Annotated in this window: 23 protein-coding genes; 16 read left to right on the forward strand and 7 right to left on the reverse strand. The window is 49.2% G+C overall.

Annotated elements, in window-relative coordinates:
- Positions 1-64 precede the first annotated feature (64 nt).
- The gene (gene dnaJ, locus Q0380_RS00450; RefSeq protein ID WP_298958817.1) at positions 65-1156 is read right to left on the reverse strand and encodes a molecular chaperone DnaJ; all 1092 of its coding nucleotides are present in this window, start codon (positions 1154-1156) and stop codon (positions 65-67) included.
- A 129-nt stretch (positions 1157-1285) separates the two neighbouring features.
- Between dnaJ and Q0380_RS00455 the strand changes: the two genes are divergently transcribed.
- The 11 genes from Q0380_RS00455 (at position 1286) to Q0380_RS00505 (ending at position 11751) form a co-directional block, all read left to right on the forward strand.
- Positions 1286-1957, forward strand: a complete 672-nt coding sequence (locus tag Q0380_RS00455; protein ID WP_005870149.1) for a response regulator transcription factor — start codon at positions 1286-1288, stop codon at positions 1955-1957.
- Entirely contained in the window at positions 1954-3195 is a 1242-nt protein-coding gene (locus Q0380_RS00460) for an ArsS family sensor histidine kinase (RefSeq protein ID WP_297901220.1), read from the forward strand. Before Q0380_RS00455 ends, Q0380_RS00460 begins: the two co-directional genes overlap by 4 nt.
- Positions 3192-3761 carry a recombination mediator RecR gene (recR, locus tag Q0380_RS00465; RefSeq protein ID WP_298958819.1) on the forward strand — a complete coding sequence of 190 codons (570 nt, stop codon included), beginning with the start codon at positions 3192-3194 and terminating at the stop codon, positions 3759-3761. The genes Q0380_RS00460 and recR overlap by 4 nt, the downstream gene beginning before the upstream one ends.
- Positions 3762-3893: 132 nt before the next feature.
- Positions 3894-4157: a hypothetical protein gene (locus tag Q0380_RS00470; protein ID WP_298958821.1), complete on the forward strand. Its 264-nt coding sequence runs from the start codon at positions 3894-3896 to the stop codon at positions 4155-4157.
- A gap of 110 nt (positions 4158-4267) precedes the next feature.
- Complete coding sequence (gene murC / locus Q0380_RS00475; RefSeq protein WP_298958823.1) at positions 4268-5575, forward strand: UDP-N-acetylmuramate--L-alanine ligase; 1308 nt, start codon at positions 4268-4270, stop codon at positions 5573-5575.
- A gap of 61 nt (positions 5576-5636) precedes the next feature.
- Complete coding sequence (locus tag Q0380_RS00480) at positions 5637-6536, forward strand: hypothetical protein (RefSeq protein ID WP_298958825.1); 900 nt, start codon at positions 5637-5639, stop codon at positions 6534-6536.
- Positions 6526-8733 carry an endonuclease MutS2 gene (locus Q0380_RS00485; RefSeq protein WP_298958827.1) on the forward strand — a complete coding sequence of 736 codons (2208 nt, stop codon included), beginning with the start codon at positions 6526-6528 and terminating at the stop codon, positions 8731-8733. The genes Q0380_RS00480 and Q0380_RS00485 overlap by 11 nt, the downstream gene beginning before the upstream one ends.
- A gap of 889 nt (positions 8734-9622) precedes the next feature.
- Positions 9623-10345 (forward strand): CorA family divalent cation transporter, encoded by a 723-nt coding sequence (locus Q0380_RS00490; RefSeq protein ID WP_298958829.1) that lies wholly within the window; start codon positions 9623-9625, stop codon positions 10343-10345.
- A 15-nt stretch (positions 10346-10360) separates the two neighbouring features.
- On the forward strand, positions 10361-10774 hold the full coding sequence (locus Q0380_RS00495; protein ID WP_298958832.1) for a hypothetical protein: 414 nt from the start codon (positions 10361-10363) through the stop codon (positions 10772-10774).
- A 45-nt stretch (positions 10775-10819) separates the two neighbouring features.
- On the forward strand, positions 10820-11359 hold the full coding sequence (locus tag Q0380_RS00500) for a hypothetical protein (RefSeq protein ID WP_298958835.1): 540 nt from the start codon (positions 10820-10822) through the stop codon (positions 11357-11359).
- 104 nt (positions 11360-11463) lie between these two features.
- Entirely contained in the window at positions 11464-11751 is a 288-nt protein-coding gene (locus Q0380_RS00505; RefSeq protein ID WP_298958837.1) for an MGMT family protein, read from the forward strand.
- A 695-nt stretch (positions 11752-12446) separates the two neighbouring features.
- Here Q0380_RS00505 and Q0380_RS00510 read toward each other — a convergent pair.
- Positions 12447-12680 carry an MGMT family protein gene (locus tag Q0380_RS00510; protein ID WP_298958840.1) on the reverse strand — a complete coding sequence of 78 codons (234 nt, stop codon included), beginning with the start codon at positions 12678-12680 and terminating at the stop codon, positions 12447-12449.
- Between the two features lie 333 nt (positions 12681-13013).
- Here Q0380_RS00510 and pepE point away from each other — a divergent pair, with 333 nt between their 5' ends.
- The 4 genes from pepE (at position 13014) to Q0380_RS00530 (ending at position 15815) form a co-directional block, all read left to right on the forward strand.
- Positions 13014-13847 carry a dipeptidase PepE gene (pepE, locus tag Q0380_RS00515; RefSeq protein ID WP_298958842.1) on the forward strand — a complete coding sequence of 278 codons (834 nt, stop codon included), beginning with the start codon at positions 13014-13016 and terminating at the stop codon, positions 13845-13847.
- A gap of 229 nt (positions 13848-14076) precedes the next feature.
- Entirely contained in the window at positions 14077-14367 is a 291-nt protein-coding gene (locus Q0380_RS00520; RefSeq protein WP_298958844.1) for a hypothetical protein, read from the forward strand.
- A 2-nt stretch (positions 14368-14369) separates the two neighbouring features.
- Complete coding sequence (locus Q0380_RS00525; RefSeq protein WP_298958847.1) at positions 14370-14591, forward strand: hypothetical protein; 222 nt, start codon at positions 14370-14372, stop codon at positions 14589-14591.
- 480 nt (positions 14592-15071) lie between these two features.
- Positions 15072-15815: a DUF4272 domain-containing protein gene (locus Q0380_RS00530; RefSeq protein ID WP_298958850.1), complete on the forward strand. Its 744-nt coding sequence runs from the start codon at positions 15072-15074 to the stop codon at positions 15813-15815.
- A gap of 827 nt (positions 15816-16642) precedes the next feature.
- On the opposite strand, the gene tpx is transcribed toward Q0380_RS00530, so the two are convergent.
- Entirely contained in the window at positions 16643-17173 is a 531-nt protein-coding gene (tpx, locus tag Q0380_RS00535) for a thiol peroxidase (RefSeq protein ID WP_298958901.1), read from the reverse strand.
- Between the two features lie 211 nt (positions 17174-17384).
- On the opposite strand from tpx, the gene Q0380_RS00540 reads away from it, so the two are divergent.
- Complete coding sequence (locus tag Q0380_RS00540; RefSeq protein ID WP_298958853.1) at positions 17385-17579, forward strand: hypothetical protein; 195 nt, start codon at positions 17385-17387, stop codon at positions 17577-17579.
- 227 nt (positions 17580-17806) lie between these two features.
- Here the strand turns inward: Q0380_RS00540 and fusA are convergent, their stop codons facing one another.
- The 4 genes from fusA to Q0380_RS00560 form a co-directional block, all read right to left on the reverse strand.
- Positions 17807-19882, reverse strand: a complete 2076-nt coding sequence (gene fusA / locus Q0380_RS00545; protein ID WP_005872609.1) for an elongation factor G — start codon at positions 19880-19882, stop codon at positions 17807-17809.
- A gap of 9 nt (positions 19883-19891) precedes the next feature.
- Entirely contained in the window at positions 19892-20362 is a 471-nt protein-coding gene (rpsG, locus tag Q0380_RS00550; RefSeq protein WP_005872611.1) for a 30S ribosomal protein S7, read from the reverse strand.
- Positions 20363-20431: 69 nt separating this feature from the next.
- Positions 20432-20806 carry a 30S ribosomal protein S12 gene (gene rpsL, locus Q0380_RS00555; RefSeq protein WP_291939381.1) on the reverse strand — a complete coding sequence of 125 codons (375 nt, stop codon included), beginning with the start codon at positions 20804-20806 and terminating at the stop codon, positions 20432-20434.
- A gap of 83 nt (positions 20807-20889) precedes the next feature.
- Positions 20890-21279, reverse strand: a complete 390-nt coding sequence (locus tag Q0380_RS00560; RefSeq protein ID WP_298958856.1) for a DoxX family protein — start codon at positions 21277-21279, stop codon at positions 20890-20892.
- Positions 21280-21310 lie beyond the last annotated feature (31 nt).

A 21310-nucleotide genomic window follows, 5' to 3' on the forward strand; every position in this document is an offset into this window, starting at 1 on the left:
CATACTTTGGTGAATAAAACCGCAAGACCACCGCTCAAAACAGATCGAGGCAAATCAAGGCAGTTTACTTGAAAAAATTCTTGATTTTATCGAGTATCCCCTCGTCGTCTCCGCCCTTGCTGCCGAAGCTTTCTTGAAGCTCGCGCAAAAGCGCCTCTTGCTTCTCATTCAATTTTTTAGGCGTCTGGACGTTTACCTGCACGATCAGATCGCCGTTTTTTTTGGTGCGGATATTCGGCGCGCCCTCGCCGTAGATCGTGAAGCGCTGCTTGTCCTTGGTGCCTACTTTGAGTTTCAGCTCCGCCTTGCCGCGCGGCGTCGGCACCTCGATGCTCTCGCCCAAGATTGCCTGCGTGAAAAATACCGGCACCTCGATATACAGGTCGTCTCCGTCGCGCAGGAAGTGGCTGTCTTCCTTAACGCGCACTATCACGTACAGATCCCCGATTTCGCCGGTTTTAGAAACGTTGCCCTTGCCGCTTAGGCGCACGCGCTGTCCGTCGTCGATACCTGCGGGAATGTCAAATTTAAGGCTCACGTCCTCTTCGGTAAAGCCCTTGCCGCCGCAATCCTTGCATCTATCTTTTACGATCTCGCCCGTGCCGCCGCAAGCGGAGCAGCTTTGGATGAAGCTCATATATCCGCGTCTGACCGCGACGCGCCCGGTGCCGCCGCAAGCGGAGCAGGTGTGTCTTTTTTTGTCCTTCGAGCCGGTAGCGTCGCAGGTGGAGCACGGCTTTTTGATCTTGTATTTTATCTCCTTGTGAACGCCCTCTAAGGCCTCTTTAAACTCCAGCGTTACGGCCAGTTCGGTATCTATGCCGTATGGATCGCTAGGACGAGTCGAGCGACCGCCGCCGAATGCCTGCTCAAAAAAATCGCCGAAAATGGAGCTAAAATCAAATCCTCCGCCGCTCGCGCCGCTATATGCGCCACTGATGCCCTCTTTGCCGTAGCGATCATACATTCTGCGCTTTTGATCGTCGCTTAAAATTTGATACGCTTCGTTGATCTTTTTAAATTTCTCCTCCGACTCCTTGTCGCCTTGGTTGCGGTCGGGATGGAATTGCAAAGCGAGCTTTCGAAACGCCTTTTTTATCGTCTCGGCGTCGGCATCGCGTGCCACGCCTAAAATTTCATAATAATCTTCTTCCACGAAATTCTCCTTAAGCTATAACAAAAGGGGCAATTTTATCTAAATTTAATAAAACTCAAGTTAAGACTTAACTATTTTCATGTATAATGCAATATTTAAATTTCAAATCAACGATGCAAAGGATAAAAAATGATAAATGTATTGATGATAGAAGACGACAGCGAGTTCGCACAGCTTCTAACCGAATATCTGGCTAAATTTAACATCCAAGTTACAAACTTCGAAGACCCGTATCTGGGCATTAGCGCTGGGATCAAAAACTACGATCTACTGATTTTGGATCTTACGCTTCCTGGGATGGACGGACTTGAAGTCTGCAAAGAGATCCGCGAGAAATACGATATTCCGATCATCATCAGCTCGGCTAGAAGCGACGTGAGCGATCGCGTAGTGGGTCTTCAGATCGGCGCGGACGATTACCTACCGAAACCTTATGATCCAAAAGAGATGCACGCGCGCATCATGAGCCTCATCCGCCGCTATAAAAAAGCTAGCGAAAAGGAAGAAACCGCCACGGATAGCGTATTTCGTATCGACGACAAGCGCCATGAAATTTACTTCGGCGAGGAGTCGCTCGTGTTAACGCCTGCGGAGTATGAAATTTTAGAATACCTCATCAAGCAGCATAGCTTTTCGGTATCCCGCGAGCAGCTCGTATACCATTGCAAGAGCCTAAAAGATAAAGATTCAAAGAGCCTAGATGTCATCATCGGACGCTTACGCACCAAGATCGGTGACAGTTCCAAAGCACCTAAGCATATCTTTTCGGTTCGCGGTATCGGCTACAAGCTCATCGGATGAAGCACTCCTTAATCACTAAAATTTCGGTTTTTTTTGTAATCGCGATCATCTTAGTCTGCGTGCTTTTCATCACGTTCGCACGGATGCAGATGAATAGAGCTCTAGGTAGCATGCAGGCTAATCAAATAAACGCGGTCAATAATCTACTTGAGCTATACAAGCGCAACGCCCCTCCCAGCGATATTGAGCGCTACTTCTCCAGCTATGGCTTGGAGCTTGTAAAAGACAAAAATATCATCCAAAACATCATCACGAGCGGTAAAATTTTTTTCGTTCAAGATACCTCTATTGGCGAGTTTAGCTCGGTCGAGTATAATAATTCGCTGTTTTTAAATATAAAAAACAACTCTTTCGTCGTGGTTTTCGAAAGCCTTGGCACGAAGAATTTAAACGATCCGCTTTGGGTCGGGTTTTTGCTTACGATGGCGGTTTTGATCTCGCTTTATTTATCGATAGTGCGAAGCTTCACGCCGCTAAAAAAACTAAGCAAAAATATCAAAAAATTCGCCCAGGGCAACTTGGACGTAAATTTAGCCGCCGCGCACAGTGAGGATGAGATCGGGCAGGTCGCACAGGAATTTAACAACGCGATTGCTAAAATTCAAGAGCTGATCCGCTCGCGCCAGCTATTTTTACGCACTATCATGCATGAGCTTAAAACCCCGATCGGCAAGGGCAGACTAATCACCGAAATGCTCGATGACGAAACACAAAAAGAGCGGCTCGTCAATGTCTTTGAGCGGCTTGAAATTTTAATCAACGAGTTTGCCAAAATCGAGCAACTGCTCTCAAAAAGCTACTCGCTCAACTATCAGGATTATCATTTTAGCCTCATTTTAGAGCAGGTCAAAGATATGTCGATGCTCGATAACTGGGATGAGCTCATTAGCACGGATATCGAGTGCGATGCGGTGATAAACGTGGATTTCGGGCTGTTTGCGCTGGCGATTAAAAATTTAATCGATAACGCCCTAAAATACTCCAGCGATAAAAAAGTCCGCATCATCTGCGATGAAAACAAAGTAAGTGTTGCCAACCGCGGAGCGGCGCTTGCAAAATCATTCGAGCACTACAAGCAGGCTTTTATCAGAAATAAAGACGAAAAAGCCACCGGCATGGGGCTTGGGCTCTATATCATCGATAAAATTTGCGAGCTGCATAAATTCCGCTTCGAGTACAATTACAGCGACGGCACGCACTACTTCTCGATCGTCTTTTCGCCGAAGGGCGCCATATGAGCGGCACGGACAGGTTCGAAGAGCTCGTCGCGAGCTTTGAAAAGCTTCCCGGCGTGGGCAAAAAATCCGCCCTGCGCTTTGCGTACTACGTAAGCGTGCAAAACTCCTTTCTGGGGCTAAATTTAGCGCACAATATCGAAGAGGCGGTGCGCGGACTGCACAGATGCCGCATCTGCGGTGCGGTATGCGAGGGCGAGATCTGCGAATACTGCGCCGACGAGGAGCGCGAAAGCGATAAAATTTGCATCGTCGAAAATCCCAAAGATATCTTTATTTTAGAGAGCAATAAAATTTATAACGGCCGCTACTTCGTGCTAGACGCCGCCGACGAAGATAAAATCGCGGCGCTACGCGATATGGTGAGCCGAAACGGCGCGCGCGAGCTGATATTTGCGCTGACGCCGGGCATCAACTCCGACGGGATCATGCTTTACGTCGAGGACAAGCTCGCGGATCTGGGTTTGAAATTTACCAAGCTCGCTCAAGGCGTGCCTACGGGCGTAAGCTTAGACAACGTCGATATGCTCTCGCTAATAAAGGCGATCAACGGGCGCACCGATATTTAAAATTTCGACGAAATTTTAAATTTATGCGGATAAATTTATAAGCTAAATTTAAAGCGCAAAGCGGCGAATAAGAGTTTTGCCGCGGAGTCAAGCGGCGAAATTTGAGGCGTAAATTTAAATAGTGGACGTGCGATGAAATTTATTAAAATTTACGCGGCTTCGGTGCGCGAAACGATGGGGTGGGCGCGGCGGCGCCCCGCTCGCCGCAAGGCTTTAACGGCGGATTTGAGCCGTAGAATTTTAAGCGCTTCCGTTTCGAAGCGGGGTTTTGAGCGCGGAATTTCGAACGCTCAAATTTTAAAAGGCGAAATTTTAAACGGCGAATTTCTAGAGCTAAATTTTAAAAGCAGATCTGAAAGTAGCGAGACGGGGTTGCCCAACGCTGCGAGCTCGTAAAAATTTAAAGGCGAATTTCTAGGCGCGGAATGGTTTAAATTTTTAAATTTCGCCGGCGCGGGATTTAAAAATTTAAACGTAATTATCTATTATATTATTTAAGGACAAAAGTGAAAAAGGTTCATTTTATCGGCATCGGCGGCATAGGAATATCGGCATTAGCGAGATTTTTACACGAGAAAAATTTTATCATTTCAGGCTCTGATATCAAAGAGAGTGAGACGACCTATAAGCTAAGAGCGGACGGCATGGAGATCATCACTCCGCACGACGCTTCGGCGATCAAAGATCAGGAGATCGTCATCTACTCCGCCGCGATCAAAGAGGACAATGTCGAGCTGCAAGCCGCACGCAAAAAGGGGATCGTCTGCCTCTCGCGCAAGGAGGCCCTGCCCTTCGTGCTAAAAGACAAGCGCGTCTTCGCAGTCGCCGGCGCGCACGGCAAAAGCACTACAAGCGCGATAACCTCGGCGCTGATAGACGGCTCGGTTATCATCGGCGCGATCTCCAAGCAGTTCGGCTCGAATATGAAATATGAAAACAGCGAAAACATCATCTTTGAAGCCGACGAGAGCGATTCGAGCTTTTTAAATTCCAACCCTTACGTCGCAGTCGTGACCAACGCCGAGCCCGAGCATATGGATCATTACGACAACGATTTGGATAAATTTCACGCGGCGTATCGCGGCTTTTTGGAGCGCGCCAAGATCCGCGTGATAAACGCCGAGGATGAGTTTTTAAACTCGATAAAGCTCGGCTGTATCAAGCTCTTTCCTTCGCGCGACATAACGGATCTGAAGGTGCTGCTGCGCGATCATCAGCCGTTTATGAGTTTTAATCTTAAAGAGCTCGGACGCTTCGAGGTTTACGGGCTCGGAAGGCACATCGCGATCGATGCGTCGCTAGCGATCCTAACCGCGGCGTGCGAGACGGGGTTAGAACAGATCCGCAAAAATTTACTAAATTACAAAGGGATCAAAAAGCGCTTCGACATCCTGTGCGCCACCCCGAACTTCGTGCTCATCGACGACTACGGCCACCACCCCACCGAGATCAGAGCGACGCTGCAAAGCGCGCGCGAATATGCTAGCCTGCTAGGGCTTAGCAAGATCACGGCGATCTTTCAGCCGCACCGTTTCAGCAGGCTTAAGGCGAATTTAAACGCCTTTAAAGAGTGCTTTGCGGGCGTGGAGGAGTTAGTCGTACTGCCCGTTTACGCCGCTGGCGAGCCTAGTAACGGCATCGATCTGAAAGAGGAATTTAAGGGGCTCGGGGCACTTTTTACCGAGAGGGTCTTTAGAAACGGCGAGCGGATAGAATTTAGCGATATTTTCGGCGTCCGCCACATCATAAACGACGGGCTCGTGATCGGATTTGGCGCGGGCGACATCACCTATCAGCTGCGCGGAGAATTTTAGGCTTGAAAACTCTCGCCGAATTTATAAGACAAACTCCGCTACGGGCGGGCAAGGATAAAATTTGAGATTTTTGGTGTTTATTTTCGCGTTTTTATTTATCGCAGCGATCTTTTTCGTGCGGGACGAAATTTTAAGCAAAAGAGCTAAAATCATCGCTACGATGCTGATCGTGATGCTGTGCGCGGGGGCGTATCTTTACGAAAGCGCGAGTGAGCGCTCCGCCAAGCTTGAGGAGGAGATGGTGTTTAAATTTAATGCAGGCGCCAGATTAAGATGCGGCGGCGCGATAAATTTCGCTTCTGAAACACGCGGCGCGGCAAATTCCTCTCCCGAAAAATACGGCGCGGATGCGAAAAATTTTGGCGCGCAAGAGGACGAAGTAAATTTAAGCGCGCAGGACAAGACCGCTTCCGCCGCGCAAAGCTCCACCGCACAAACGAACGAGCAGGCTTCCGCTGAGCAAAACTATTCCCCGCAAACTAGCAGCGCTGTCTCGGACGGACAAAATTCCGCACAAAGCCCTACTTTGCAGAATTCCGCAGAGCCTGGACAAAATTTTAAATCTCAAAATTCTACTCAAAATTTAGACGTAGCTTCGCAAAATTCTACGCAGCAGAACGATACGCAGAACCGCATGCCACAAAATTCCGCGAGCCAAGAAAGTATGCGAAACTCCGCTTCACAAAATTCCGCGCACCAAGGCGACATGCAAACCTCCGATCCCCAAGGCTCTGCGCAGAATTTTAACGCAGCTGAGCAAAATTCCATGCAAGGCTCCGCTCAAAATTCTAAAGCCACGCAAAATTTCGCCGCAGACAAAGAGCAGGGCTCCGCGCAGATCGTAACACGAGAAAATTTCACCTACTCCTTTTCGATGGGCGCTTTCATCGCCAAAAAAAGCGCGGGCGCGGAGTTTAAGGGCAAAACCTACAAGATCAAAGAGTGCGTTTATGATCAGTGACGAGCTCTTTACGCGCCTCGATCTGGACGAGTATCTAGCCAAATTTAAAAGCTTTTTGGCGCGCGAAAAGCCGCTGTTTTTAAGCGGCGATAGTAAGCTGAATTTTGAAAAAATTTCAGAGCTTACGAAATTTGATCTCGCGCAGTGCGAGAGCGTCGCAAACCTAGACGACGCGCTGATGCGCATCTCAAAGCACGGCGTGCTACATATCAGCGAAATTTACGAGTTTAGTAAGATCGTCCGATATTTTCTGTATCTCAAAAAGCAGCCCTTCGAAGGCAAACTCGCCGCTTGGCTTGCAAAGATCGAGATCCCTGAGTCTATCGCGCAATTAAAGGATTATTTCGACGATCAGGGCGGTTTTCGCGACACGATAGACGAGCGCTTCGGCGCGCTGAACGAGGCGTTTAAGATAAAAAAAGGTGAGATCGAGCAGACGCTAAAAAGGCTGATCTACTCCAAAGCCCTTTCGCCCTATCTCGCTGACACGCAGATCCACTACATAAGCGACACCGAGGCTCTGCTGGTGCGCGGCGGCTTCAACCACGTGCTAAAAGGCAGCGTCGTAGCGCGCTCAAGCGGAGGCTATTTTTATGTGCTTCCCGACGCGATCGCGGCTCTGAAGTCCGCTCAAAGCGCGATTTTGGATAAAAAAGAGCAGATCGTATTCGAGCACTGCAAGCAGATAAGCGCCGTTTTCAATAAGAATTTAGCTTTTTTAAAATTTATAAACGCCGCCTTCGACGCGATCGATGCGCTAATTGCGCGCGCCGCGATGGCAAGAGCGAGCGATTATGAGTTCGTCCTACCTGAGCCCTCGCGCGACATCGTCCTAGACAGCTTCGCCCACCCCGCGCTTAAAAATCCAAAGCGCGTGAGCGTGGAATTTAGCGGCAAAATTCTACTCATCACCGGCGTGAATGCGGGCGGAAAATCGATGCTTTTAAAAAGCATTCTAAGCGCGGCGCTGCTAGCTAAATACCTCCTTCCGATGCCTATTCGCGCAAGCCTCAGCCGCATCGGCACCTTTAAAGAGTTCGAGCTCATAATGGAGGATCCGCAAAACTCCAAAAACGACATCTCGACCTTCGCGGGCAGGATGGTTGCCTTTAGCAAGCTGTTCGGGCGCAAAGAGATTCTAATCGGCGTCGATGAGATCGAGCTTGGTACCGATTTTGAGGAGGCTGCGAGCCTATACGGCGCGATGATCGAGCAGCTGATAAGCGGCGATGTGAAAATGATCATCACCACGCATCACAAGCGCCTGGCGATGCTGCTTGCAAAGGATCCGCGCGTAGAGCTGCTGGCGGCGCTTTACGACGAGAAAAACAGCGCGCCGAAATATGAGTTTTTAAAGGGCACGATCGGCAAATCTTACGCCTTTGAAACCGCGCTGCGCTACGGCATAGCGCAAAATTTGATCGCCGCGGCGCGCAAAAACTACGGCGAAAACAAAGAGAACTTAAACGAAGCGATCTCAAAAGCGATAAATTTAGAGCTTGAGCTAAAACAAAAACTAGCCCAAACGCAGCAAAAAGAGGAGAAGCTGGATGCGCTGAGCGAAGCGCTAAAAGATCAACGCGAGCGCGCGCAAAGCGAGCTGAAGGCGGAGCTTTCAAGGCTACAAAACGAATACTACCGCGCCATTTCGGAGGCCAAACGCAGCGTGAGCCTAAGCGACGTGCGCGAAAAGCAGCGCGCCATAAACCGCGCAAACGAGCTCGCACGAGCCGTGCAGCAGCCTGAACTCAGCGCGCCCGAGCCGCAAAGCTTTAAAGCGGGCGATCGCGTAAAATACGGCAAGATCAAGGGCGAAATTTTATCGCTCAGTAAAACCCAGGCGCTGATGCTAAGCGACGGTATCAGGCTGCGCGTGCCGCTTGGCGAGCTAAAGCACAGCGGTGCAGCGCCCGCTCCCGCAAAAAACATCAGCATCAAGGTGCAAAAGCCCGCCTCCGCGTCGCTCGTGCTCGATCTGCACGGCCTGCGCGCCGAGGAAGCGATCAGCAGGCTTGATAAATTCATCAGCCAGAGCCTCGTGATGGGCTTTGATGAGATCATCGTAAAGCACGGCATCGGTACGGGCAAGCTCGCGTTCGCGGTAAAGGAGTTTTTAAAAACGCACCCTAGCGTCAAGGGCTTTCGCGACGGCACACCCGCAGAAGGTGGTTTCGGCTCAAAGGTCGTCTCGCTTTAGGCTCTAGCTCAAAGACCTTTTCGCTTCAGACGCGAGAACAAACGATGCGAAATTCGCCCTATTTCATCTATGCCTTCGCCGAGGTTTTGCAAAAGTACGGGTGCTTTTAACGTAGAATTTCACCGCGGAATTTTAAAATTTGTCCTCGGCTTTAAATTTTAAATTTAGTCCACGTTTTAAATTTGAAATATGGAGGGCTCGGATTGAAATTCTAAAATTTAGCGCACGTTACGATCACGCGACACAAACGGACTTCGCCATGCAATTTTAATATGTTTCCACACAAGAGTTTGTGATGGACTTTGTGCTAAAATTTCGGCGGGACTTCGTAATAAATTTCATGCGGCGTAGCCGCGACATAAAAATTAGCGCGAGCGCAGCTCGCCCCTTATAAAGCGTCGTCGGGGGATAGGTGGGGTTTGGGGCGGGAAGGGGGCTTGAATTGCGAGGTCGCTCCCCTTCCCGCCCCAAAAAAATAGAAATCACGGCGTGAATTTCGCGAGCTGTGAATTTAGGAATGAAATTTTATTTTGTAAATTTTTACAAAATTTTATGATATAGCCTAGCGCTTGGGTACATTATGTGCGATATTCGTAAGGGGGCGGCGCTCAGAGTTGCGAGGCGCGCCCGCCCCCTTACCAACCCCCACCCGCGCGACGCTAGCGGTGCGGACTGCGTCCGCGTTAAATTTAAATTGCGACTGCGTCGCATAAAATCTCACCAATGATAAAATTCTTTCGTGCTTAAAATTTTAAAATTCCAAGCGCAAAAGAATTTTGAAATTCCAAATACGATAAAATTTAAATGGCAGCGGAATTTCAAAATTCCGTAAATTTAAGCAAAATTCTGAAATTCCGTAAATTTAAAACGATTAAATAAGGAGGTCTCATTGAACCCTATTACCGAAAAGCGCAGCGTTTCGGGCTACTACTACGCCGAGGATCGCGAGTATGTGTACTTCGTGACGGACGCACCGCGCGAGCAAAACTACCGCTTTATTTTCGACGCGGGCGCGATCTATTCGCAAGATGACGCGGACGGCGAGGTGCGGCCCAGCAGCGAAGCGGAGTTTTTCGCGATCGTTAAAAAGATCCTCGCGCAGTACCGCGATAAAATTTTAGAGCACTCCGCAGAGCTTGAAAATTACGAAAAAATCTACACGCGCCGCGGCGATTTTTCAAAATTTATGAAAAAGCACTCGATCCTAAAATACGAAATCCGCAAATTTCAAAACAAAATTTCGCATTTTTACGAGGCGCTGCTCATCTGCGGAAACGAGCAGCCGGCGCTTAAAAAGCGGCTGAAAAACTACACCTACGAAGCGGGCGTTTTCAAGGGCGTGATGAGCGAATACGCCGTCAGGATCGAGGATATCTATCAATTCATCCAAGGCCTCAAAAACGACAAGATCAGCCGCAACATCTACATTCTCACGATCATCTCGTCGCTGCTGCTGCCGCTAAATTTCATCACGAGCTTTTTTGGGATGAACACGACGGGGCTGTTTTTAAGCGGCTCGCAGCACGGAACGCTCATCGTGACGCTTGCGATGAGCGTGATCTTCGCGGCGATGGTCGGCTTTTTTATGCTTTATGCCAAAAAGCGTAACTAAAGCGGAGGATAAAATTTGAACAAAAACGAGCTGAAAAATTCCCTAGGCAAATACTTCGGCAGGGAGATTGCAGGCGATTTTAGAGTGCTTAAAGAGCACGAGATCGCGCTCTGCAACGATGCGGCGAAATTTTCTTTTGAGGGCGATAGCGGGCTGCTGCGCGAGTTTTGTATCTTTGCAGACGGCGGCAGCGGCGATCTTTGGCTGCTAAGCTCTAGCGGCGAGATCGCGTTTTACGACCATGATCTGGAGTTTTTGTCCGAGGTAAATTTGAAAAAATTCGATCTAAATCTTGCGGGCTGGTTAAAGATCGCGGAGCTTTTTTGCAAATTTGAAGCCCTTGGCAACCCGAGTAGCGCGCAAAAGGCGGAGTTTAAGCAAAGCGTAGCTAAAATCTGTCCGCAAATTTTAGAAATTTGGGAAATTTAAGCGCTATTTGCGGCGCCTAAATTTAATCGCAAAATAGGAGCAACGATGAAATTTATCGCATATTACGACTCGCCGCTTGGTAAAATCACGCTCGCGGGCGATGAGGTGGGGCTTTGCGGGCTGTGGTTCGAGGGCGAGAAATACTACGCGCACGCTCTCGCGACAGGCAGAGAAAACGACAAATTCTGCACGCGTGATATTGCGGCAAAAACAGATGCCGCTGCGAGAGAGGGTTGCTACGAGAGAGGCGGCGCGCTAGAAACGAAAAGCGGTGCGGATAAAAAGCGTAACGGCGCCGATCTGCTCGCAAAAGAGCGGCACGCCGCGAGCGAAACACAGCGCGATTTTGCGGCGCTGAAAAAGAGCAAAAAGAGCGATATTGCGGCAGAAGCGGCGAACAGCGCGGACGTAAAATTCTGCGCACACACACTTATAGAGAGCGAAAAATTCTTCACGCGCGATTTTGCAGTTAAAGACACGGGCAAAAAACCTCGCGCCACCAATCTTTCGGTGCAAGGCGCGAGCGGAAAATTCTGCACGAACGAGCAAAACGAGCAAAGCGGATACTTCGAGGAAAAAACCTAGCCGTTTTCGATCAAACTAGGCGCTGGCTCGATCTGTATTTTAGCGGACGCGGGCCGGGTTTTACGCCCGCTCTAAATCCTGTGGGCTCGGCATTTAGGCGCGCCGTGTGGGAAATTTTGCTTAAAATTCCTTACGGACGGACCACGACCTACGGGCAGATCGCGCGCGAAATCGCCGCAGCACGCGGGCTAGCGAAGATACCCACGCAAGCCGTGGGCGGCGCCGTAGGGCACAACGAAATCTCGATCATCATCCCCTGCCACCGCGTCGTAGGCACGCACGGCAGCCTCACGGGCTACGCAGGCGGTATCGATAGGAAAATAAAGCTGCTGCAGCCAGGGGGCGTCGATATGCGAGAGCTTTTCACGCCCCCAAATAGCACCGCGCCGTAAGAATGCAATTTAAGCGGCTGATAGCGCGCTCAATGCCCAAAAAAAAGCTAGCCGGATAGCAAAGCCGCGCAAGATGGGGCCTGCCGCCAAAAGGACGATAAGCGTTGCGAGCCGTATCGCTAAATGAGCCTAGCTACGCCGTCGAAACGGAGCCCCGTGCGAAACTCAAATCGGCGCACCGCAAAACGTCCCGCACCGATGCACTCATAGAGCGGATTGAACAAATTTTAAAATTTCGCCCCTTTTTCTCCGCTTCCCGCAGAAGCCGCATCGATTTAAAATTTTAACGTGCCGAGGACGGACAGATCGGCCGCTGCAAAATTTGCGATAATCAAAATCTATAAGCGGTGCCGAAACGGGCGCGAAAGCCTGCAGCGAAAAAACTAATAGGCGGCGTCGCATCTGCTTCGTAAAACTGCGGCGGGATTGATTGCCAAGGAGCCGCTTAGTGCGGTGTTTAAGCCGCCGCGTAAAAAAGATAAAATTCTATCTTTTCGCGCATGATGATTTGCGCCGCATCTATAAGCAAATAAAGCTCGCAGGCTCTTAGCGATCGGTAGCGCTGCCGCTACCGCCGCTTAAACCTGCGCGGATCTAAAAATTTTATAAATTAAAATTCCATGTCGCGGACAATTCAAAATTTCGCGCTTCAAACGATCCGCAAATTCCGTGCTTCAGTCTGCGGCGATTAGGCCTTAGCACTCCCAGCGGTGCTTTTTCATACGGGCGCGCTCGCCTCTAAATTCCACGCCTTCGGCCTCTAGCAGTTCACGCTGAGCCGCAAAGCTCGCCGCCAAGGCGCCTGCGTGATAAAGGGCGCGGTGGCACGGGTAGTCGCCGTAGAGCTCTGCTTGCGAGAGCACGCGCCCCACGAGCCGTGAGTGAGCGGGCAGCCCGATCAGGCGCGCGATCTGTCCGTATGATGCCACCTTGCCCGCGGGGATTTCCTCGACAAAGGTAAAATTTCATAGATCAAATTTTGCGTCAAAACCATGGCGCGATTATACTCTTTCGCGTTTAAATTTAGGCGAAATTTCACTAAATTTAACCTCGTGTCGGCGCCATGAATTTCATTAAATTTAGCCGCGCTTTTAAATTTTGCGACGCGGCGCCTCGCCTAATTTCAAAATTTGGTAGTTTTAAAATTTTACCCTACCGAGGCCTGCGCGCAAGCGAAATTTAAACCGAATATTCAGCCCCTCTTTATATGTAAAGGAATATAATTTCAAAACAGATATCAACTTTGATTTAAAGGAGAAAAGATGCAAAATCAAAGACGAGACCTACTAAAGGTAGCCGCTTTGGCGGCGGGCGCTGCGATGCTCAGCACGAGCGAACTAGCTGCGAGCGAAAAGGCATTTAAGCTCTCTAAGCGCGATCATAGCAAGCAAAGAGCGCTACTGCTCTCAAGCTCGGGCTACAAGGACACGAAGTATCTATCGCACGCGGTGGCGTGGATCGGTAAATTTGCGCAGGAAAACAATCTCGCGGGCAAAAAGATCGTTTTCATCCCTTACGCGAGCCTACGCAGAAGCTACGACGAATATGAAAAGCGCGTCAAAGAGGCGCTTGCGAGCTTAAACTTAAACATCGTCGGCGTCCATCACGCTAAAAACGCCGCGAAGGAAGTCGCGAGCGCGGATTGCATATTCGTAGGCGGCGGCAACACCTTCAAGCTCGTGCACGATATGTATGAAAACGAGCTCATCGCTCTGATTAGCAAAATGGTCGAGGACGGCACGCCGTATATCGGCTGGAGCGCGGGCTCGAATGTCGCGGGCGCTACGATGATGACGACGAACGATATGCCGATCATCGAGCCTGAGTCGTTTAATACCTTCAATATTTTCCCGTACCAGATCAATCCGCACTTCATCTCGGGCAAGCCTGCGGGGCACAACGGCGAGAGCAGAGAGGAGAGGCTGGAGGAATTTTTGATCGCCAATCAAAAATCGACCGTTTATGCGATGCCGGAGGGTACGGCGTTTTGGCTTGAAGGCGAGAAGGCGACCGTGCTTGGACCTGCTGCGGTACTAAAGATGAATTATAAACAAAAGGTTAAGTTGATCGAGCCGGGCAGCTCGTTTAAGTATTGATCGCACCCGCTTAAATTTAACCAAGAGGTGCCAGACGGCACCGCTAGTTTGAATGCACTAATCGGCTAAATTTTAATTGCGGCGCTCGGCTAAATTCGGGCGCCGCTTTTAAATTTACGCGACAAAGCGCGCTTTGCTTATGCGGACGCGCGATTAAAAGATAAGCATCGATTTAAAGCGGCGCGCGACCCCTGAAGCCATAAAGAGTAAAATTTAAAACGCATATAAAATGCCCCGCGTCCACTTTCTTATGCCGCTCGGCGATCTTATTCCGTATATCGCGGACATCCTTGCCGGCTGCGGCGGGACGGTATATGTGCAAAAAAGCGGCGGCGCTTATAGTGCCATAAAAATCGATGCGGGCGGCCGCCGAAACTTAAGCGATCGGGGGCAAAGTTTCAAATTTTTTATCTCGTCCGAACCGCCGCAAGAGCCTGAATTGCCCGCAAAGATATTTTACGACGATATGTATCGAAGCATCATAGAAGGCATGGGCGAGCAGAGACGCAAGAAGCTATAGAGATGATCGCGCTGCGACTCGTCGCAAAAAATCCGGGCGCGGCTATTCAGAAAATTTTCTCCGCGATCAAAAACAAACTCAAAAACGACGAAGCGATCGGTCGCGGGCTTCGCTGCGGCGCTTCTTTTTGCAAAGATTATTTTTACGCGAAGCGCTGCGTGGACGGTAAAATTTTGAAATTTGATCTGAACAACGACAAACTGCCGAATATTACGACGCCGTAAACGGGCGGCATCGATAGCGCGAGCAAAGGGCGGCGCCCAAGCTAGGCGGCATCAACAAATTTTAAAAACAGGCAATGCGAGCGGCGGGTCTAAATTTTAACGCGACTTTAAATTTATGTGGTCTGAATTTATGCGGCCTCAAGGGCTTGCGGCGTAGAATTTTAACTCTAAACGGCGCGCGTGAATTTAATAAAATTTGCCTCCGAAATTTAGCAAAATCGTTAGCTTATAAAATTCGCCGCTAAAATTTTTCAAAGCAGCGGCTTTAAATTTAGCGGCATGAACAATCCTCTTGATCGGCTCGTTACGGGCGCGGGCGAGCCTGAGCGGCGCCGTACAAATTAGCAAGACGAGGCGCAGAATTTCCATCCGATTTGCAAAGCTTAGATTTGAGCTTAAATTTAAAAATCCGCGTCGTCGCCGTAAGCTGAAATTTTGCGCGATTGTTTTAAAATGCGTTTAAAATTTTAAGGAGAACTCATGGCGTTTTCAGATTTTTTCAAAAAAGGCGGCAAAAATATCGCAAACGCCGCAAAGATCGGCAAGACCGCTCAGGAGCGCAAGGATATAAGCATCGAAATTTTAAAATCCCAAGGCGTGCCGTATATCGATCATCTGCCGCTGCGGTACGAGACGGACGAGGTCACCCCGCGCGAAAAGGACGAAGTCATCGCTCGCGCGATCTGCTCGTACGCGGCGATAATGTGCGCCTGCTCGATCAGAGACGAGGGCAAGCTCGCGGATGAGGGTAAGCAGGGCGCGCAGGGCTTTCTTACGAACCGCTACGGCTGCATAGACAAGCTCACGCGCATGGAGCGCCGCGTCACGCAGGGCGAGGCAAGTCGCGACGAGGCCATAAATATGGGCTGGAAATACGAGTCGCTGTGGGCGCTGATGTGGGCCATGGGGCTCGTGGAGGAGCTAAGATTTCCGAGCGAAATCTGCGACTGCGCCTTTGCGATGGACACCTTTAGCGGCGGCGATTTTTCGGCGCGCGTAAAGCTACGAGATACGGATGAAATCCTGCAGGCGCTTGACCTCATCTACCGCTACCACTGGGCGTGCGTCAATGCCCGCGTGCATGGCTCAGACTGCGCGAGACTCGACGAAGAGGTCGTGATGGAGAGACGCGGCGGGCTAGAGTGGCTGTGCTGCAATGGAGCGGAAAATGATAATCTGACGGATGAATATAATGCATGGGATTATCCGGACTTGAATACCTAGCGACCCTTTTTTCTTTATACGTCGTTAGAAATTTTGCCGAATTTCAGTCACGTATTATATATACGCTCCTTCATTCGGCTCATTTCCGCCTCGTCTAAAGAAAAAACACTGCGCGTTGTCTCGCGAGCGTCTTTAAATGAGTTTGAAATTTTAAGTCCGCGATAGGCTATATGCCTTATCTTGACTTAAAATTTCTGCACAACATTTAAATCCATCTCGCGATACTGCCGCTCTTGTATTCTTTAACTCAAATTTAAACCAGCCTGCGCTTAAAAATTAAATTTCGCCTCGTTTAAGCGAAAAATAGTTCGCCTTAATTCCCGCGTTTTTTCTCTTTGCTATACGTCGTTGCGTCTAAAATTTGCTCGGTTGCGTATTTACATACACTCTCCGCCCGCAAATTTCATCCGCGCCTTGTTAGCTCCGCGGCACCGCCGCTTACACTCCTTCTTTGTACTCAAATTTAGAAACTATTTTTGCGTCGTCGCACCCACAACTGCAAGCATAAGATCGGAATTTAAAATTTAAAACCCGATCGCACGCTGTTTTTTCTAAATCCAAAATATTTGCCGACGGATCTAAAAACATACCGAATGTGAGAATTTATGAATCAATTGGGGATTAAAATTTTAAAATTTTTCTTGTAAACTGCGCAAGGTGGATCACGGGCGCAGATCCGCTGAAATTTCAGACGCGGCCTGCTAAATTTCAGAGCGCCGTGGAATTTTAGAATTTAAAGTTGCGGGCGGGCAAGGCGCCCGTCCGCGTATTTTAAGCCCGCTAAATTTAAGCGAGCAGATGTCTGCACCGCAGACCTAGAAATTGCATCAGCTCTGCGTCGCAACGCTTCCGCTCGCAAACGCCGCTGCATTGAGCGCCGCGTCGTAATCGGGTTCATCTACTATGTCGTCCGTGATCTGCTTGTAGGCGATCTTGCCTGCGGTGTCCACGACGAAAACCGCGCGGCACGTTAGCCCCGCAAGCGCGCCGTCCGCGACCAGCACGCCGTATGCGCGCGCAAACTCCTTATCGCGAAAGTCGCTTAGGGCGCGTAAATTTTTGATCCCCTCGGTCGAGCAGAACCTGCCCGCGGCAAACGGCAGATCCATCGAGATCACGAAAACCTCGGTATTTTTTATACTCGCGGCGCGCTCGTTAAATTTGCGCGTCTCGGTCGCGCACACGTCCGTATCCAGGGACGGCACGGCGATAATAGCCTGCGCCTTACCCGTGCCGCCGCCGACTTTGACCTCGCTAAGATCGGCCGCGACTAGGCTGAGCTCGGGCGCCTTATCTCCCAGCTTAAGCTCGTTACCCGAAAAGCCGACGCTTACGCCTTGTAATTTGGTTTGTTGTATGATTTTCCTTTGTTTTGAAATATTTAAAACGGGCACATTATAACCTGCGAAAGCAAACGCCTGCCAAATCCGAAAATAAGCGGCTATAGCGCTGGCTCGGCGGATATGAGCGGCGCGCAGATCGCCGCGCTAAGATGAAATTTTACGGCATAAAGCGGCGGTTCAATTAAGTGCCGCCTGCAGAAAATACCGCGACTTACATAAAGCACTGATGATCGCAATCCGATATAAGTCTATGGTAGCGCTCCGCCTTGAGGCTGCGCCGAAGGTAAAATTTCGCCCCGTTTGCGCGATCCCGTTTGCGGCGATTTTGTCCGTGAATAAAAATCAAAGCGATAGCGCTGTATGTGCACTTTACCTGCGAAAGAAAGAAATCACTAGTAAAACGACAGGTGCGGCATCATGAGCGCGTTTTAAGTTATGTTTTGAATTTTTAAATTTAATTGAAATTTTTTGATCTAAATTTGCGACCGGCAGGAGTTAAACTTATGGGTTGAAATTTTATTTGAAGCTAGAGTGAGAGTTTAAATTTTGGCTCGTAAAGCGAGTTAAATTTAAGTGCTGTTTTAAAAATTTAAAGAAGTACCGGGGGTTGGCGATAAAGCTATCGCCACACCCTAGCGCTCTTTAAGCTTAGCCGTTGCGCTTTTTGATGATCTCTTCGCCGACGTTTTTAGGAACCTCGTCGTAGTGATCAAATTCCATCGAATAGGTCGCGCGACCCTGCGTCTGAGAGCGCAGATCGGTCGAGTAACCGAACATCTCCGAAAGCGGGCAAAACGCGTCGATGATCTTGTTGCCACCGCGCTCGCTCATATTATTGACCTGTCCGCGGCGTTTGTTTAGATCGCCGATGACGTCGCCCATATACTCCTCCGGGGTCTCCACTTCAACCTTCATCATAGGCTCCAAGATTACGGCGCCCGCTTTTCTAGCGCCCTCTTTAAAGCCCATAGAAGCGGCAAGCTTAAACGCCATTTCGGAGCTATCGACTTCGTGGTAGCTTCCGTCATAGACCGTCACTCGCACATCCTCGACCGGATATCCCGCCAAAACGCCGTTTTGCATCGCCTCTTGGCAGCCCTTATCTACCGCAGGGATGTATTCTTTCGGAATAGCGCCGCCTTTAATATCGTTTACGAACTCATATCCGGTGCCAGGCTCCAAAGGCTCTAGGCGCAAAAATACGTGACCGTATTGACCGCGACCACCCGATTGTTTGGCGTATTTGTACTCTTGCTCGACTGTTTTACGGATAGTCTCGCGATATGCGACCTGCGGCTGTCCGACCTCGGCCTCGACTTTAAATTCTCTAAGCATTCTATCTACGATGATCTCGAGGTGTAGCTCGCCCATTCCCGAAATGATCGTCTGTCCGCTCTCTTCGTCGGTCGCAACCCTGAAGCTCGGATCTTCTTGTGCCAATTTTTGAAGTGCGATACCCATTTTTTCTTGATCGGCTTTGGTTTTAGGCTCCACTGCTACGCTGATAACGGGATCAGGAAATTCCATACGCTCTAAAATTACTTTATCTTTTTCGCTAGCTAGAGTATCGCCCGTAAGAGTGTCTTTAAGACCCACAACGGCGCCGATCTCGCCCGCATATAGCTCTTTGATCTCTTCGCGTTTATTAGAGTGCATTCTTAGCAAGCGGCCGATGCGCTCTTTTTTACCCTTGCCGGTATTTACGACGTAGCTACCGCTTTCCAAAACGCCGCGATATACGCGCACGAATGTAAGCTGACCTACAAAAGGATCGGTCATAATCTTAAATCCAAGACCCGCAAACTCGCCCTCGTCAGTAGAGCTTACGTGAACCTCGCTGCCGTCCTCATACTGACCCTTAATCGCAGGCACTTCATCCGGCGCAGGCAGATAATCTACGACTGCATCTAACAAAGGCTGCACGCCCTTATTTTTAAACGCGGTACCGCATAGCATAGGAAAAAAGCTTAGGCTTAAGCAGCCTTTCTTGATGCCCTTTTTAATCTCTTCTACGCTTAGCTCTTCACCGTTAAAATACTTCTCCATCAAAGCTTCATCAGTCTCTGCTACCGCCTCAATCATCTTGTCGCGGTACTCTTGCGCTTTTTCTCGTAACTCGGCAGGAATTTCAACGATCTCGGGAGCAGAAGGACCCTTGCTATCATCCCAAACGAGCGCCTTCATAGTAACCAAATCTATAACACCCTTGAAATCATCCTCTGCGCCAATCGGAATTTGAATCGGAACAGGATGAGCTTTGAGCCTATCTTTTACCTGCTGTTCGACATTATAAAAATTTGCGCCGACGCGGTCCATTTTATTTACGAAAATGATGCGTGGAACATGGTATTTATTCGCTTGACGCCAAACGGTCTCGCTTTGAGGCTGAACGCCGCCTACAGAGCAAAATACTGCTACCGCACCATCTAAAACGCGCATCGAGCGCTCGACTTCGATAGTAAAGTCAACGTGGCCCGGGGTGTCGATCAAATTTATCTGATGATTATTCCAAAAGCAGGTAGTTGCCGCAGATGTGATCGTGATGCCGCGCTCGCGCTCTTGCTCCATCCAGTCCATAGTAGCGGCGCCCTCGTGAACCTCACCAATCTTATGACTCATACCGGTAAAAAATAGAATTCTTTCGCTTGTAGTGGTCTTTCCGGCATCAATGTGGGCGGCAATACCGATGTTTCTAACCATATGCAAAGGGGTTTTTCTTGCCATGATGCCCTCCTACCAACGATAATGCGCGAAAGCTTTGTTGGCTTCCGCCATCTTGTAGGTATCTTCTTTCTTCTTAAACGAAGAACCTTTAGAATTTGCGGCGTCCATAAGCTCGTAAGCCAGGCGCTCTATCATCGTGCGCTCGCTTCTTTTTCTCGCAAAAGATATGATCCAGCGGATAGCCAAAGCCTGCTGGCGAGCCGGCCTAACCTCTATCGGAACCTGGTATGTAGCGCCGCCTACACGACGAGATTTTACCTCCATCAAAGGCTTAACGTTATCGATGGCATCGTTGAAAACCTCGATACCTTTCTTCTCTCCGCCTTTATTGTCGATGAAATTTAAGGCGCCGTACATGATCTCGGTAGCGACGCTCTTTTTGCCGTCGAACATAAGCGAATTAATAAATTTTGTGATTACTTTGCTGTCATAAATCGGATCAGGCATAACTTCCCTAACGGGAGCTTTTCTTCTTCTCATTTTATTCCTTCAAATTTTAAAATTTTACTCAAACTCGGCAAAACCTAGTGCCGGTCTGTTTCGGCTAAACTATTTTTTAGGTCGTTTAGCACCGTATTTTGATCTTGCAACGGTTCGTTTCGCAACACCTGCAGTATCGAGCGCACCGCGGACGATGTGGTATTTAACGCCCGGTAGGTCCTTTACGCGACCGCCGCGAACTAGCACGATGGAGTGCTCTTGTAGATTGTGACCTTCACCGCCGATATAGCTGATGACTTCAAATCCGCTAGTAAGCCTTACTTTGGCAACTTTACGAAGCGCTGAGTTTGGCTTTTTAGGGGTCGTGGTGTAGACCTTAGTACAAACTCCTCTTCGTTGAGGGCAATTCTTTAGCGCCGGAGACTTCGATTTCTCGGTAAGCTTCTTGCGCTCTTTTCTGACCAATTGATTTATGGTTGGCACATCTTTCCTTTCACAAAAATTTATTCAAAAAGAGTAGGATTATACTTTGTTTAAACTTACAGAAACGTAAATTTAACTAAATTTTAATCTCTAATCAGTACAAACTCTCCGCCGCCGCAGATCACTAAGCAGATCGCAGCGGAAAGATACAGATATACGATTTCAAGCTCAAATCCGCCCACGCCGGTAAGCGCGCTCAACGGAGTGTGTAGGACATATATTATCATGAGCACGTTTGCGATCACAAGCAGAGCGCCTATGCGGCAAAATACGCCTATGATTATCATCGCTGGCGCCAGCACCTCGCCTACGTATGCGCCGTAAGCCACTAAATCCGGAATTCCTCTGGCTGCCAGCATCGATTTTACGCCGTCTATGCCGTGAGTAAGCTTAAAAATTCCGTGCATTAAAAGACAAACTCCAAGCCCCAACCTGATAAATAAAAGACCGAAATTTATGTTGATCATATTCATGCTTTATCCTTTAAATTTAGGGCTTGCGCCC

It is taken from the genome of uncultured Campylobacter sp., assembly GCF_937959485.1.
Classification (GTDB): domain Bacteria; phylum Campylobacterota; class Campylobacteria; order Campylobacterales; family Campylobacteraceae; genus Campylobacter_B.